This is a genomic window from Kitasatospora sp. NPDC088783 (assembly GCF_044750705.1).
Lineage (GTDB): Bacteria > Actinomycetota > Actinomycetes > Streptomycetales > Streptomycetaceae > Kitasatospora > Kitasatospora fiedleri.
Window position 1 is genome coordinate 171291 of record NZ_JBIVKJ010000008.1, and the last position, 13612, is coordinate 184902.

A 13612-nucleotide genomic window follows, 5' to 3' on the forward strand; every position below is an offset into this window, starting at 1 on the left:
GCCCGGAGGCGGATCGCCTCCGGGCCCGTCCGCGTTCCGCCCGCTACTTCCAGGCGATCTTGTTGCGGGCGAACTCCCGCTCCAGCTGCTCCTGGAGGGCCGGCGCCAGGGTCCTCACGTAGGTCGCGGTGACGTGCGAGCCGTCGCGGTAGATCAGCGCCGAGCCGATCACCGCGGGGCAGTGCCCGCCCGGGCAGATCATCGGGTTGAGGTCGATGACGCCCGCGCCGAGCGCCTTGGCCAGGTCGGTCTGCAGGTCCGCGGTCCGGTAGTCCGGCGAGCCGAAGGAGCACTCGGACAGCTTGGACCGGTGGTTGGCGACGCACTCGTAGACCGGCGAGGGCACGCCGTTGACGTTGTTCAGCACGACCGTCACCGGGATGCCCGCCTTCTGCAGCTGGGTCCAGGTGCGCTCCATGCCGCCGCGCATCGGCGGCACGTCGCCGGGCCCGCTCGCCGAGGCGTCGGGCAGCGCGACGGCGGCGTTCTGCGAGGTGAGCACGAGGGCCGGGTGCAGTGCGAGGATCTTGGCCATCGCCTTGCGGTTCCACTCGACGCAGCTCTTGTAGGGCTTGTCGTTCAGCACCGCGGTGGTGTCCGCGAAGGCGCAGGTCGACTTGGTCACCGTGACGACGTGGATGCCGTGCGCCTTGCCGATGGTGTCGAGGGCCGGCTGCCACTGCAGCATCTTCGAGTCGCCCGCCATCACGACCACGGTGGAGGCGGTGGTGTCGCCGAAGTCGCAGCTGGACACGTTGGTGGTGTCCTGGTTGGCCTGGCAGCCCTTGCCGTAGGCCTCCGGCACGTCCGCCAGCGCCTTCAGCGGATCGGGTTTGACGGTGGGTGAGCTGTTGACCTTCCACAGGTCGGCCTGCTGCTGGGCGCTCATCCCGTTCAGCGCGGCGGCGCCGGCCACCGGGCCGCCGCCGTCCTCGGCGCCCGAGGAGAGGGTGGTGAGCAGCAGGCCGCAGGCAACGGCGAGCGCGGTGAACGGCAGGCCCACCGCCCAGACCGCCTTGAACGGCTTGGCCAGGGCGGCGGAGAACCGGATCGGGTTCTCGACCAGCTTGTGCGACAGCCAGGCCGGGACGACGGACACCAGCACGGCGAGGGCGCTGACCTTCGTCCCGTCGCCCCACTCGGCCTGGGCGGCGACCAGCAGCGGCCAGTGCCACAGGTAGAGCGAGTAGCTGATGCCGCCGACCCACACCAGCGGCCGGAGGGCCAGCAGGTTCCCGGCACCGGACGGGCCGTTGATCCCGCCGGCCAGCACGGCGGCGGCGCCCAGGGTGGGCAGCAGCGCCCAGGACCCGGGCCAGGCGAAGGTGCCGTCGAGGAAGTAGCCGCCGCCCAGGATCATCAGCAGGCCGACCGTGGCGAACGCCGCGCCGGCGCCCCGTCCGAACACCGCCAGGTGCGGCGCGGCCAGGGCGATGATCGCGCCGACGGCCAGTTCCCACAGCCGGGTCGGGGTGACGAAGAACGCCGCCTCCGGGGACAGCGCGGTGTGGATCACCGAGTAGGCCAGCGAGGCACCGGCCACCAGCGCGATGACCACGCCCAGCATCCGGCTCAGCGACCAGCGGACCTTCGGGGCGAGCCAGAGCGCCAGCACGATGAGCACCGGCCAGATCAGGTAGAACTGCTCCTCCACCGCGAGCGACCAGAAGTGCTGGACGGGCGAGGGCAGGATGTCCGCGGCCAGGTAGTCGACGGAGCGGTCGGCCAGCCGCCAGTTGACGAAGTAGGCCGCCGCGGCCACGATGTCGCCGCCGAAGGTGGAGCGCTGGGTGACCGGCAGGTAGAGGTAGGTGAGCGCCGCTGCGGCGAGCAGGGTGAGGCAGGCGGCGGGCAGGAGCCGTTTCGCCCGGCGGGCGTAGAACCCGGCCAGCGAGAGCCGACCGGTCCTGGCTATCTCGTGCACCAGCAGCGAGGTGATGAGGAACCCGGAGATGACGAAGAAGACGTCGACTCCGACGAAGCCGCCGGACACGTACTTCGGCGCGGCGTGGAAGGCGAGGACCAGCAGGACCGCCACCGCCCGCAGGCCTTCGATGTCCGGGCGGAACGACTTCCCGCCGTGCTCCTTGCGCCGGGCCCCTCTCCGGCCGCCGCTCGGATGCGCCGGCCCGCCCCCGGCCTGCCGCCCCACCCGGACCTCGGTCGCGAGGTTCCCGTGGGCGGGCTGCTGGTAACTGCTCATGAGCTCTCTTCCTCTGCCCCCGGTCCTCGCGCGAAGCAGTTCGCCGAGCCGCCGAAAGTACTCCCCTGTCACTGACTGGGTCCAGATCATATGGGTGCGGCGTGCACGATGTGTGTGCGGGCCGTCAACGCATCGGTGCCGGGACCAGCAGCAGCGACGACAGGCCCTCCCGGAAGGCGCGTTGCGCCTCCGGCGAGGTGGTGAACCGCCAGTCGTAACGGGAGCCGTCCGCGTCGGAGAACTGGAACCAGACGAACCCGATGACCCGCGGGTGCGCCGAGAGCCAGGAGAAGAAGTCCCGGATCAGCGCGGCCTTGACGTCCGAGGGCCGCACCCCGGCCTCGCCGATGAACAGCGGCTTGTCCGACAGCGCGGTCAACTCCCGGTAGGTGGCGCCCAGCAGTTGCTCGGCCGTGGTCTCCCCCTCGGTGCTGTACGCCTCCGTCCCGATCCAGTCCACGTAGTCGTCGCCCGGGTAGTAGCGGGACAGCGGGGGCTTCCCGGGGCTCTGCAGGTCCGGGCACCAGAACCAGACGGCGTTGGTCACGCCCTGCTGCTCGAAGACGTCGTGGATGTGCCGCCAGGCCGCGACGTAGTCACCCCGCCGGTTGCCGTTGCGCTCCTCCGACCAGGTGTACCAGGGCTCGTTCATCTCGTGCGCGAAGCGCAGCACCACCGGCCGGCCGGCCTTCTTCACGTCCTGGGCGAAGCGCCGCACGTAGTCGTCGTGCGCCCCCGCGGCGATCCTCGCCAGCGCGAACTCCGGCTGGTCGACGGCCTTGTCGCCGCCCGACCACGGCTCCCAGGTGAGCAGCGGCACCCCGCCGAGCCGGTACGACGCGTCGAACGCCTTCCGGTCGAAGTCCTGGTTCCACTTCAGGAAGTACTCCTGGACCGTCGACCGCACCCCGACCGCCTGTGCCATGTCCGCGGCCTCCTCCGCGGACGGCGCGCTCGGCGTGGCGATGCCGAACAGCACGCCCGGGGGGCTCATCAGCTGCTCCCGCCGGGCGACGGTGCCGGACTCCTCCGGCGGCTCGGCCGGAACGGTGCCCCCGGGCACGGTGGGCGCCGGGGCGGTGGGCGGTCCGGTCTGCGCGGCCGCCTGGTTCGGCGCGCCGTCGTCCAGCAGCAGCGCGGTGCACCCCAGGACGAGGACGATCGCCAGCCCCGCCAGCGCCAACGGCGGGCAGCTCCGCCACGGCCGGGCAGCAGGGAGCGCCCGCAGCCGCTCCGGCCACAGCCGGGCGGCCGGGAGCGCCCGCAGCCGCTGCGGCCACTGCCGGAGCGGCTGCGGGCGCGGGATCCGGAACCGCTTAACCCGCATTCGACAGGGCGGCCTGACCGCGGGCCTGCAGGTCGTCCAACACCTGCTTGGACACCCCCGCCGCGGCCTGCTTGGTCGCCGGGTTCCCGTCGGTCACCGGGGTCATGTCGGCGTTGCCCGCCGTGGTGAACACGATGTACCGGCCGAACGCCTTGTTGGAGAACGCGCACTGGGCCAGGTCCGGGCAGAACCGCGGGGTCTGCGCGGAACGCAGCGGCTTGATGTTGCCGACGACCTTGGACTGGGCCCGGTCGGCCTGGGTCTTGGAGTCGAACACCACGACACCGACGGTCACCGCGGCCTTGTCGGAGAGGTAGGTGGCCAGGTAGATGTCCCGGCAGTTCTCCTTCTCCAGCACCACGCCCAGACCGTTGACGGTGCCCGCGCCGCACTGGTCGCCGTGCTCGGTCGCCGCCTTCTGCAGCGTCTGCCCGTCGACGGTCAGGGTGGCGTTCGGGAACAGCGCGTCGAGCGACACCGGCGCCTTGTCGGTGGAGGCCCGGCTCAGCGCCTCCTCCGCGGACTTCGGCGCGGGCGCGGCGGACGACGGGTCCGAGGCCTTGGGCGACGCGGACGCGCTCGCCGAGGCCTTCGCGGACGCACTCGTCGAAGGGCCGGCCACCGGGTCCACCGGCTTGTCCTTCGGCGTGAGCAGCATCGCCGCGGTGACGATGCCGCCGATCAGCAGCAGCGCGCCCAGCGTGCTGAGCGCCACCAGGTTGCGCTTGCGCCGGCGCCGCTCCTCCTCGTGCTGGCTCGCCAGCGCCGACCAGTCCGGCGACTCCGCGTCGCCCCGGAACGTGGTGGCGCCGTACCGGCCCTGGTAGGGCTGCTGCTGCCCGGGCGGCGGCGGGTACCCCGGGCCGTAGGGCTGCTGCGGCGGCGGCTGGTAGCCGGCGGCCGGCGGCCCCTGCTGCGGGTAGCCGTACGCGGACTGCGGCGGAGCTCCCTGCCCCGGCGCCGGCGGCGGCCCCTGCTGCGGGTAGCCGTACGCGGGCTGCGGCGGGCCCGGCTGCGGCGGGACTCCCGGTCCCGACGCCGGCGGCTGCGGCTGGTCCTCGGACATCAACGCCCCCTCCACGCTTCGATCACAGTCCCGAATGCTATCGGTAGTGCTCCGTGCCTCGACAGCCTGTCCGAAGCACGGGTAAAGCGTTGTCGTTCCGTCACCAAAGCCGCGACCGGCGGCCGTTCAGCCCAGGTGCAGCCGGACCGCGTCGGCGAGGCGCTGGCAGACGTCCTGGGCCTGCTCGTGGCCGACCGCCTCGACCATCACCCGCACCAGCGGCTCGGTGCCGGACTTGCGCAGCAGCACCCGGCCGGTGGCGCCGAGTTCGGCCTCGGCGGCGGCGACCGCGGCCTGGAGCTCGACGCAGGACTCGACCCGGTTCTTGTCCACGCCCTTGACGTTGATCAGGACCTGCGGCAGCCGGGTCATCACCGCGGCCAGGTCGGCCATCGGCTGCTTGGTGGCGGCCAGCCGGGCGCCCAGCATCAGGCCGGTCAGGGTGCCGTCGCCGGTGGTGGCGTGGTCGAGCAGGATGACGTGCCCGGACTGCTCGCCGCCGAGCGCGTAGCCGTGCTGCTTCATCTCCTCCAGCACGTACCGGTCGCCGACCGCGGTCTGCACCAGCTCGATGCCCTCGCGCTCCATCGCCAGCTTGAAGCCCAGGTTGGACATCACGGTGGCGACCGCGGTGTTGCGGCGCAGCGTGCCGGCCTCCTTCATGGCGACCGCGAGGACGGCGATGATCTGGTCGCCGTCGACCTCGTTGCCGTCGGCGTCGGCGGCCAGGCAGCGGTCGGCGTCGCCGTCCAGGGCGATGCCCAGGTCGGCCTTGTGCTCCTTCATCGCGGCGCGCAGCTTGTCCAGGTGGGTGGAGCCGACGCCGTCGTTGATGTTCAGGCCGGTCGGCTCGGTGCCCAGGGTGTGCACCACCTCGGCGCCGGCCCGGGCGAACGCCTCGGGGGCGACCCGGGCGGCCGCGCCGTGCGCGCCGTCGATGACGACCTTCACGCCGTCGAGCCGGTTGGGCAGCACCGCGACCAGGTGCGCCACGTACCGGTCGAAGCCCTCGTTGTACTGGCGGACCCGGCCCACCGCGGCGCCGGTCGGGCGGTGCCAGGTCTCGTCGCCGACGCCGTAGCGGCGGTAGTGCTCCTCGATCGCGTCCTCGATCGCGTCGTCCAGCTTGTGGCCGCCGCGGGCGAGGAACTTGATGCCGTTGTCGGGCATCGCGTTGTGGCTGGCGGAGAGCATCACGCCGAAGTCGGCGCCGAGCGCGCCGGTCAGGTAGGCGACCGCGGGGGTGGGCAGCACGCCGACCCGCAGCACGTCGACGCCGGCGCTGGCCAGGCCGGCGATCACGGCGGCCTCCAGGAACTCTCCGGACGCCCGCGGGTCCCGGCCGACCACGGCCACCGGCCGGTGGCCCTCGAACGCGCCCGCGTCGCCGAGCACGTGGGCGGCGGCCACCGACAGGCCCAGGGCCAGTTCCGCGGTGAGGCCCTCGTTGGCCACCCCGCGCACTCCGTCGGTACCGAAGAGTCGTGTCATGTTCGCGTTCGTCCGTCCTGTCGCGCCTGTGCTTGGCTCGGGTGGTGCCGCCCCCGCGGACTCCGCACCGGTCCGGGAGGCACAACGCCCCGGAGCACGGGAGTGCTCCGGGGCGAGGATCGCATGAAGGGTGCGATTAGCGCTTGCTGTACTGCGGCGCCTTGCGGGCCTTCTTCAGACCGGCCTTCTTGCGCTCGACGGCGCGCGAGTCGCGGGTCAGGAAGCCGGCCTTCTTGAGCGGGCCGCGGTTGTTGTCCACGTCCGCCTCGTTCAGCGCACGGGCCACGCCGAGGCGCAGCGCGTAGGCCTGACCGGAGACGCCGCCGCCGGCGATGCGGGCGATGACGTCGTAACGGCCGTCCAGCTCGAGGAGCTTGAAGGGCTCGTTCACGGTCTGCTGGTGCACCTTGTTGGGGAAGTAGTTCTCCAGGGTGCGACCGTTGATCTTCCACTGGCCGGTGCCGGGGACGATGCGCACGCGGGCGATCGCCTCCTTGCGGCGGCCGAGGCCGGCGCCGGGGACGGCCTCGCCGAAGCGGCCGGCCAGCGACTCGGTGGTGTACTCGGTCTCGGTGGTGTACTCGTCGACGTTCTCGTCGTCGAAGTCGACCTCGAGGGTGCTCTCGATGGCAGTCTCGGCCACGGTGTTCCTCAGCTCTTCTACGTCAGTCGGGGTGCGGGTGGCCGGAATTACTGCGCGACCTGGGTGATCTCGAACGGCACCGGCTGCTGCGCAGCGTGCGGGTGCTGGTCGCCCGAGTAGACCTTCAGCTTCGAGAGCATCTGACGGCCCAGGCTGTTCTTCGGAACCATGCCCTTGATGGCCTTCTCGACGGCCTTCTCCGGGTTGTTCGCGAGCAGGTCGTCGTAGCGGACCGAGCGGAGGCCGCCCGGGAAGCCGCTGTGGCGGTAGGCCAGCTTCTGGGTCTTCTTGTTGCCCGAGAGGTGCACCTTGTCGGCGTTGATGATGATGACGAAGTCACCAGTGTCAACGTGCGGCGCGTAGATCGCCTTGTGCTTGCCCCGCAGGAGGTTGGCGGCCTGGGAGGCCAGGCGGCCGAGCACGACGTCGGTCGCGTCGATGACGTGCCACTGACGCTGGACGTCGCCGGGCTTGGGGCTGTACGTACGCACGGTCGTAGCCTTCGCTTTTCAGTGAGTGGGTCCTGACAGGAGCACCAAGGCCCGGGGCCTCCAGCCGATCCGCCCGGACGCAATTCGGGCAGCCGCTGGAGTTCGGCCTGTCGTCTCCGGCGTACCGACCTCTCACGTGAGATAGAGCGAGCCAATACGCACAACAGCGGCCAACGATACCGGGCCGGTGGGGCGGATTCCAAACCGGCCCGGCAGCGCGGGTTCCGGAGCCGCGGATCAGCGGTCCCGGACCACCCGGGCCTCGTCCCAGACCGGCTCCGGGGACTCGTAGACCCGGCCGTCCGAGCCGAACACCAGGAAGCGGTCGAAGCTGCGGGCGAACCAGCGGTCGTGGGTGACGCACAGCACGGTGCCCTCGAACGCCTCCAGGCCCTGCTGGAGCGCCTCGGCGCTCTCCAGGTCCAGGTTGTCGGTCGGCTCGTCGAGCAGCAGCGCGGTCGAGCCGGACAGCTCCAGCTTGAGGATCATCAGCCGGGCCTGCTGGCCGCCGGAGAGCGACTCGAACTTCTGCTCCTCCTGCCGGTCCAGCTCGTAGCGGCGCAGCGCGGACATCGCCGCCCCGCGGGAGAGCGCGTGCTCCTCCTCGACGATCGAGCGCACCGTCCGGCCGAGCAGCTCCGGGTGCGCGTGGGTCTGCCGGAAGTGGCCGGGGACGACCCGGGCGCCGAGCTTCCAGCTGCCGCCGTGCTCCACCGACTCGTCGCCCGCCAGCAGCCGCAGGAAGTGCGACTTGCCGGAGCCGTTGGAGCCCAGCACCGCGACCCGCTCGCCGTAGTAGACCTCCAGGTCGAACGGCTTCATCAGGCCGGACAGCTCCAGGCCCTGCAGGGTGAACGCCCGCACGCCGGTGCGGCCGCCCTTGAGCCGCATGGTGATCGACTGCTCGCGCGGCGGCTCCTCCGGCCGGCCGGCCTCCTCGAACTTCTTCAGCCGGGTCTGCGCGGCGGCGTAGCGGGTCGCCAGGGCGTGGCTGACCGAGGCCGCCTGCCGCAGGTTGACCACCAGCTTCTTCAGCTTGGCGTGCTCCTCGTCCCAGCGACGGCCGAGCTCCTCGAAGCGCGCGAAGCGGTCCTGGCGGGCCTGGTGGAAGGACTCGAAGCCGCCGCCGTGCACCCAGACGCTGGAGCCGGCCGCGCCGGACTCCACCGCGATGATCTTCTCGGCGGTGCGGGAGAGCAGCTCGCGGTCGTGCGAGATGTACAGCACGGTCTTGGAGGTGGCCCGGATCGCCTCCTCCAGCCAGCGCTTGCCCGGCACGTCCAGGTAGTTGTCCGGCTCGTCCAGCAGCAGCACCTCGTCGGGGCCGCGCAGCAGGGCCTCCAGGACGAGGCGCTTCTGCTCGCCGCCGGAGAGGGTGTTCAGGCCGCGCCACTGCGCCCGGTCGAAGGGCATGCCGAGCGCGGCCGTGGTGCACACGTCCCAGTCGGCCTCGTACTCGTAGCCGCCGGCGTCCGACCAGTCGGACAGCGCCTGGGCGTAGGCCATCTGCGACTTCTCGTCGTCCTGCGCGATCATCGCCAGCTCGGCGGCGTCCACCGCGCGGGCCGCGTCGGCGATCCGCTTCGGGGCGACGGAGACCAGCAGGTCGCGCACCGAGGCGTCGGCGGGCAGCGCGCCCGGGGCGTCGGCGGCGCTCTCCCGGCCGGTGGTGCCGACGAACTGGCGCATCACGCCCAGGCCGCCGGTGACCGTCACCGAGCCGCCGTGCGGCTGGGTGTCGCCCGCGATCATCCGCAGCAGCGTGGTCTTGCCCGCGCCGTTCGCGCCGACCAGCGCGACGGCCGCGCCCTCGCCGACCCGGAAGGACGCGTCGTCGAACAGCACCCGCCCGTCCGGCAGGTAGTACTCAAGGTGCGAAATCTCGACGTGTCCCATGCCACGGAATTGTGCCAAGCCCCCACCCCGCGACAAAACGGATTACCCGGCCGGTTCGCCCGGCGTCCGCGCGGCGGCGCCCCCGGTCGCGTCCCCGACGGCGCCCCCGGCGGCGTTCCCGGCCGGTTCGCCCAGCGTCCGCAGCCGGCGCGAGACGCGGTTGCGCTCCGCGAGCAGTTCGTCGGCCGGGTAGCCGACCTCCTCCAGGGTCAGCCCGTGCGGCCGGATCACGTTGACCGCGGAGTTGCGCACCCCGCCGGCCAGCACCTCGCCCGGGAACCCCACCGGCCGGTGCCCGTCGCCGACCAGCAGCATCGCCCCGACCAGGGCGCGCACCATGTTGTGGCAGAAGGCGTCCGCCCGCACCGTGGCCACCGCCAGCGAGCCCTCCTGGGCCGCGTACGGGTCGATCGGCACCCGGTCCCAGCGCAGCTCCAGCAGGGTGCGGATGGTGGTCGCGCCCTCGCGCTTCTTGCAGTACGCCGCGAAGTCGTGCTCGCCGACCAGCAGCGCCGCCGCCTCGTTCATCCGCTCCAGGTCCAGCGGCCGGTCGTGCCAGAGGACGTGGCCGCGCAGCAGCGGGTCGACCCCGCCGGGGTGGTCGGCCACCCGGTACGCGTAGCGCCGCCAGACCGCCGCGAACCGGGCGTCGAAGCCGTGCGGCGCCTCGGCGACCCGGTACACCCGGACGTCGGCCGGCAGCCGGCCGGCCAGCCGGCGCAGCAGCTTGGCGCCGTGCTGGGCCCACAGCCCGTCGGGGAGGTCGACGTGGGCGACCTGGCCGCGGGCGTGCACCCCGGCGTCGGTGCGGCCGGCCACGGTCAGCGGGAAGTTCTCCTCGCTGCGCAGCACGATCCGCAGCGCGTCCTCCAACTCGCCCTGCACGGTGCGCCGTTCGCGCTGCCGGGCCCAGCCGGAGAACTCCGCGCCGTGGTAGGCGAGGTCCAGCCGGACCCGGGTGTGCCCGTCCGCCGGGCCGTCCTTCACCGGCGGCAGCTCGGCGCAGTCGTTCACCACTCCAACTCCCCTGTCTGACAAGCGGAAAGCGAACGGGCCCGCTCCCCCGACGAGCGGGAGGGCGGGCCCGGACGAAGACCTACCGGGAGGCTCAGGCCTCGGTGGTCTCGGCGGCCTCGTCGGCCTTGGTCTCCTCGGCCTCGGCGGCCTTGGTCTCGGCGGCCTTGGTCTCGGCCTCCTTGACGGAGCGCTTGGTGGCGGCCTCGGCCTCGGCGACGGTCGCCTTGGTGGCGATCTCGCCCTCGACCAGCTCGATCACGGCCATCGGCGCGTTGTCGCCGCGGCGACCGCCGATCTTGGTGATGCGGGTGTAGCCGCCGGGGCGGTTCTCGAACCGCGGGGCGATCTCGGTGAAGAGGGTGTGCAGGACCGACACGTCGGTGATGGTCTTGCGCACCAGGCGACGGTTGTGGATGTCGCCCTTCTTCGCCTTGGTGATCAGCTTCTCCGCCAGCGGGCGCAGGCGGCGGGCCTTGGCCTCGGTGGTGGTGATGCGGCCGTACTGGAACAGCTCGCGGGCCAGGCCGGCCAGCAGCAGCGGCTCGTGGTGCGGGCCGCCGCCGAGGCGGGCGCCCTTGGTGGGACGGGGCATGACTTAGCTCCTCGAATCTCCGACCGCGGCCGTACCAGGTACCGCGGCGGGCGTGCGGACACCGCGTCCGCACGACTTTCTCGCGCCACCGGAGGCGGTCCTCAGCGGGCCGCCTCCGGTGCCGAAACTCAGTACTGCTCGGTCTCCGCGTAGCCCTGGTCGTCCAGGTCGTCGGCGCCGAAGGCGTCGGCGGCGGCGGTCGGGTCGAACCCGGGCGGGCTGTCCTTGAGGGCCAGGCCCATGCCGGCCAGCTTCGCCTTGACCTCGTCGATCGACTTCGCACCGAAGTTGCGGATGTCGAGCAGGTCGGCCTCCGAGCGGGCGACGAGCTCACCCACGGTGTGGATGCCCTCGCGCTTGAGGCAGTTGTAGGAGCGGACGGTGAGTTCCAGCTCCTCGATCGGCAGCGCCAGGTCCGCGGCCAGGGCGGCGTCCGTCGGGGACGGGCCCATGTCGATGCCCTCGGCGTCGACGTTCAGCTCGCGGGCCAGGCCGAACAGCTCGACCAGGGTCTTGCCGGCCGAGGCCATCGCGTCGCGCGGACGCATGGCAGGCTTGGTCTCGACGTCGACGATCAGCTTGTCGAAGTCGGTGCGCTGCTCGACACGGGTCGCCTCGACCTTGTAGGTGACCTTGAGCACCGGGCTGTAGATGGAGTCGACCGGGATGCGGCCGATCTCCTGGCCCGAGGCCTTGTTCTGCACGGCGGAGACGTAGCCGCGACCGCGCTCGACGGTCAGCTCCATCTCCAGCTTGCCCTTGCCGTTCAGGGTGGCGAGGACCAGCTCGGGGTTGTGCACCTCGACACCGGCCGGGGGCGCGATGTCGGCGGCGGTGACCACACCCGGGCCCTGCTTGCGCAGGTACATCACGACCGGCTCGTCGTGCTCCGAGGAGACGACCAGCTGCTTGATGTTCAGGATGAGGTCGGTGACGTCCTCCTTGACGCCCGGCACGGTGGTGAACTCGTGCAGGACGCCGTCGATCCGGATGCTGGTGACGGCGGCACCGGGGATCGAGGAGAGGAGCGTGCGGCGGAGCGAGTTGCCGAGGGTGTAGCCGAAGCCCGGCTCGAGCGGCTCGATCACGAACCGCGAGCGGAACTCGTCGACGACCTCTTCGGTCAGCGACGGACGCTGAGCGATCAGCATGTTCTGGATCCTCCAGTTGTCTTCGGCACCCACTATTTGATGCCGACAGAACTCAAGCGTACGGGGTCCCGCGAAGAACGGGACCCCGTACCAGGTTTAAAACACCGACCGCCTGGTGATCCCAGGCGTCGCGTCAGACGCGGCGGCGCTTCGGCGGACGGCAGCCGTTGTGCGGGGTGGGGGTGACGTCCTGGATCGAGCCCACCTCCAGGCCGGTGGCCTGGAGCGAGCGGATCGCGGTCTCACGGCCGGAGCCCGGACCCTTGACGAAGACGTCGACCTTGCGCATGCCGTGCTCCTGCGCGCGACGGGCAGCGGCCTCGGCGGCCATCTGCGCGGCGAACGGGGTGGACTTGCGCGAGCCCTTGAAACCGACGTGGCCGGCCGAGGCCCAGGAGATCACGTTGCCCGAGGGGTCGGTGATCGAAACGATGGTGTTGTTGAACGTGCTCTTGATGTGAGCGTGCCCGTGGGCGACGTTCTTCTTCTCCTTGCGGCGGATCTTCTTCGCGCCGGCAGCCTGACGACCCTTGGGGGGCATAAGTCTGTTCTCCTACTGAGGTGGTCGGTCCGCTGACCCGCGGGCCGGAGGGATGTCCGGTGACGGGACGGACTACTTCTTGCCCGGCTTCTTCTTGCCGGCGATCGCGCGACGCGGGCCCTTGCGGGTACGCGCGTTGGTGTGGGTGCGCTGGCCGCGGACGGGCAGACCGCGACGGTGGCGCAGGCCCTCGTAGCAGCCGATCTCGACCTTGCGGCGGATGTCGGCGGCGACCTGGCGGCGGAGGTCACCCTCGACCTCGAAGTTCGCGTCCACGAACTTCTGCAGCTTGACGAGGTCGTCCTCGCTGATGTCGCGGACGCGGATGTCACCGCTCACGCCGGTCTCGGCGAGCGCCTGCTGGGCGCGGGTCTTGCCGATGCCGTAGACGTAGGTGAGGGCGATCTCGATCCGCTTCTCGCGGGGGAGATCAACGCCGGAAAGGCGTGCCATTCAAGGCTCCTGTGGTTCTTTTCAGAGGTCTGACGTGCCGCCTACTCGCTGTCTCTCGACAGGGAGCCCCGGCCTCTGACCGGGGGTGGCAGTCCGTCCATCGGACGGATCGGGCGGCCCGCGTATGACGTTGGTGCGCGTCGCGCGAAGGTCCTACGAGAAATGCTGGGGGGGTGGCGTCAGCCCTGGCGCTGCTTGTGGCGCAGGTTGTCGCAGATCACCATGACCCGGCCGTGGCGGCGGATCACCTTGCACTTGTCGCAGATCTTCTTGACGCTCGGCTTGACCTTCATGATTCAGGTTCTCCGGGGTCTAGATCTGGCGGTTGTTACTTGTAGCGGTAGACGATCCGGCCGCGGGTCAGGTCGTAGGGGCTGAGCTCCACCACGACCCGGTCATCCGGGAGGATGCGGATGTAGTGCATGCGCATCTTGCCGCTGATGTGCGCGAGGACCTTGTGACCGTTCTGCAGCTCGACCTTGAACATCGCGTTCGGAAGAGACTCGATCACGGTGCCCTCGATCTCAATGGCGCCTTGCTTCTTAGCCATGAACTGCGAGATCCACCCTTCGGGTCCGGCTACCGTATGCGGAACGCTCGTGCGAACCAGGCTTCACCTCCGCCCGGGGGATTCCCCTGGGCTGAGGGCGTGCGGGAACACGCTACGAGAGAGCCGACGCACCATCGTAAACCAAGCACCGCGCCGGAGCGAAATCAGCGCCCGGCGGCGCCGCGCACCGG

At 71.3% G+C, this 13612-nt stretch carries 14 protein-coding genes; all 14 read right to left on the reverse strand.

Annotated features, from left to right (window positions below):
- Positions 1-43: 43 nt before the first annotated feature.
- Positions 44-2203 carry an acyltransferase family protein gene (locus ACIP60_RS22935; RefSeq protein ID WP_400687270.1) on the reverse strand — a complete coding sequence of 720 codons (2160 nt, stop codon included), beginning with the start codon at positions 2201-2203 and terminating at the stop codon, positions 44-46.
- Positions 2204-2327: 124 nt separating this feature from the next.
- The gene (locus ACIP60_RS22940; RefSeq protein WP_400687272.1) at positions 2328-3530 is read right to left on the reverse strand and encodes a glycoside hydrolase family 26 protein; all 1203 of its coding nucleotides are present in this window, start codon (positions 3528-3530) and stop codon (positions 2328-2330) included.
- Positions 3520-4596, reverse strand: a complete 1077-nt coding sequence (locus tag ACIP60_RS22945) for a hypothetical protein (protein WP_400687274.1) — start codon at positions 4594-4596, stop codon at positions 3520-3522. The genes ACIP60_RS22940 and ACIP60_RS22945 overlap by 11 nt, the downstream gene beginning before the upstream one ends.
- A gap of 126 nt (positions 4597-4722) precedes the next feature.
- Complete coding sequence (glmM, locus tag ACIP60_RS22950) at positions 4723-6087, reverse strand: phosphoglucosamine mutase (RefSeq protein ID WP_400687276.1); 1365 nt, start codon at positions 6085-6087, stop codon at positions 4723-4725.
- A 136-nt stretch (positions 6088-6223) separates the two neighbouring features.
- The gene (gene rpsI, locus ACIP60_RS22955) at positions 6224-6730 is read right to left on the reverse strand and encodes a 30S ribosomal protein S9 (RefSeq protein ID WP_033213973.1); all 507 of its coding nucleotides are present in this window, start codon (positions 6728-6730) and stop codon (positions 6224-6226) included.
- 47 nt (positions 6731-6777) lie between these two features.
- Complete coding sequence (rplM, locus tag ACIP60_RS22960; RefSeq protein WP_014136251.1) at positions 6778-7221, reverse strand: 50S ribosomal protein L13; 444 nt, start codon at positions 7219-7221, stop codon at positions 6778-6780.
- Positions 7222-7458: 237 nt separating this feature from the next.
- Positions 7459-9117, reverse strand: coding sequence for an ABC-F family ATP-binding cassette domain-containing protein (locus ACIP60_RS22965; protein WP_400687279.1), 1659 nt, complete (start codon positions 9115-9117; stop codon positions 7459-7461).
- A 42-nt stretch (positions 9118-9159) separates the two neighbouring features.
- Entirely contained in the window at positions 9160-10134 is a 975-nt protein-coding gene (gene truA / locus ACIP60_RS22970; RefSeq protein WP_400687281.1) for a tRNA pseudouridine(38-40) synthase TruA, read from the reverse strand.
- A gap of 91 nt (positions 10135-10225) precedes the next feature.
- Positions 10226-10726 carry a 50S ribosomal protein L17 gene (gene rplQ / locus ACIP60_RS22975; RefSeq protein ID WP_100837840.1) on the reverse strand — a complete coding sequence of 167 codons (501 nt, stop codon included), beginning with the start codon at positions 10724-10726 and terminating at the stop codon, positions 10226-10228.
- A gap of 128 nt (positions 10727-10854) precedes the next feature.
- The gene (locus tag ACIP60_RS22980) at positions 10855-11877 is read right to left on the reverse strand and encodes a DNA-directed RNA polymerase subunit alpha (RefSeq protein WP_030457404.1); all 1023 of its coding nucleotides are present in this window, start codon (positions 11875-11877) and stop codon (positions 10855-10857) included.
- 133 nt (positions 11878-12010) lie between these two features.
- A complete protein-coding gene (gene rpsK, locus ACIP60_RS22985; RefSeq protein ID WP_014136257.1) occupies positions 12011-12418 on the reverse strand; it encodes a 30S ribosomal protein S11 in 408 nt (135 codons plus the stop codon).
- A 72-nt stretch (positions 12419-12490) separates the two neighbouring features.
- On the reverse strand, positions 12491-12871 hold the full coding sequence (gene rpsM / locus ACIP60_RS22990; RefSeq protein ID WP_033250918.1) for a 30S ribosomal protein S13: 381 nt from the start codon (positions 12869-12871) through the stop codon (positions 12491-12493).
- 179 nt (positions 12872-13050) lie between these two features.
- Positions 13051-13164, reverse strand: coding sequence for a 50S ribosomal protein L36 (gene rpmJ / locus ACIP60_RS22995; RefSeq protein ID WP_003956441.1), 114 nt, complete (start codon positions 13162-13164; stop codon positions 13051-13053).
- Between the two features lie 35 nt (positions 13165-13199).
- Entirely contained in the window at positions 13200-13421 is a 222-nt protein-coding gene (infA, locus tag ACIP60_RS23000; RefSeq protein ID WP_003956442.1) for a translation initiation factor IF-1, read from the reverse strand.
- Between the last annotated feature and the right edge of the window lie 191 nt (positions 13422-13612).

Excerpts from the sequence above, each read along its gene's own strand:
- ACIP60_RS22940 (WP_400687272.1), bottom strand. The coding sequence starts at position 3,530 with ATGCGGGTTAAGCGGTTCCGGATCCCGCGCCCGCAGCCGCTCCGGCAG.
- rpsK (WP_014136257.1), bottom strand. The coding sequence starts at position 12,418 with ATGCCCCCCAAGGGTCGTCAGGCTGCCGGCGCGAAGAAGATCCGCCGC.
- rplQ (WP_100837840.1), bottom strand. The coding sequence starts at position 10,726 with ATGCCCCGTCCCACCAAGGGCGCCCGCCTCGGCGGCGGCCCGCACCAC.
- ACIP60_RS22935 (WP_400687270.1), bottom strand. The coding sequence starts at position 2,203 with ATGAGCAGTTACCAGCAGCCCGCCCACGGGAACCTCGCGACCGAGGTC.
- ACIP60_RS22965 (WP_400687279.1), bottom strand. The coding sequence starts at position 9,117 with ATGGGACACGTCGAGATTTCGCACCTTGAGTACTACCTGCCGGACGGG.
- glmM (WP_400687276.1), bottom strand. The coding sequence starts at position 6,087 with ATGACACGACTCTTCGGTACCGACGGAGTGCGCGGGGTGGCCAACGAG.
- ACIP60_RS22945 (WP_400687274.1), bottom strand. The coding sequence starts at position 4,596 with ATGTCCGAGGACCAGCCGCAGCCGCCGGCGTCGGGACCGGGAGTCCCG.
- rpmJ (WP_003956441.1), bottom strand. The coding sequence starts at position 13,164 with ATGAAGGTCAAGCCGAGCGTCAAGAAGATCTGCGACAAGTGCAAGGTG.
- infA (WP_003956442.1), bottom strand. The coding sequence starts at position 13,421 with ATGGCTAAGAAGCAAGGCGCCATTGAGATCGAGGGCACCGTGATCGAG.
- rpsM (WP_033250918.1), bottom strand. The coding sequence starts at position 12,871 with ATGGCACGCCTTTCCGGCGTTGATCTCCCCCGCGAGAAGCGGATCGAG.
- ACIP60_RS22980 (WP_030457404.1), bottom strand. The coding sequence starts at position 11,877 with ATGCTGATCGCTCAGCGTCCGTCGCTGACCGAAGAGGTCGTCGACGAG.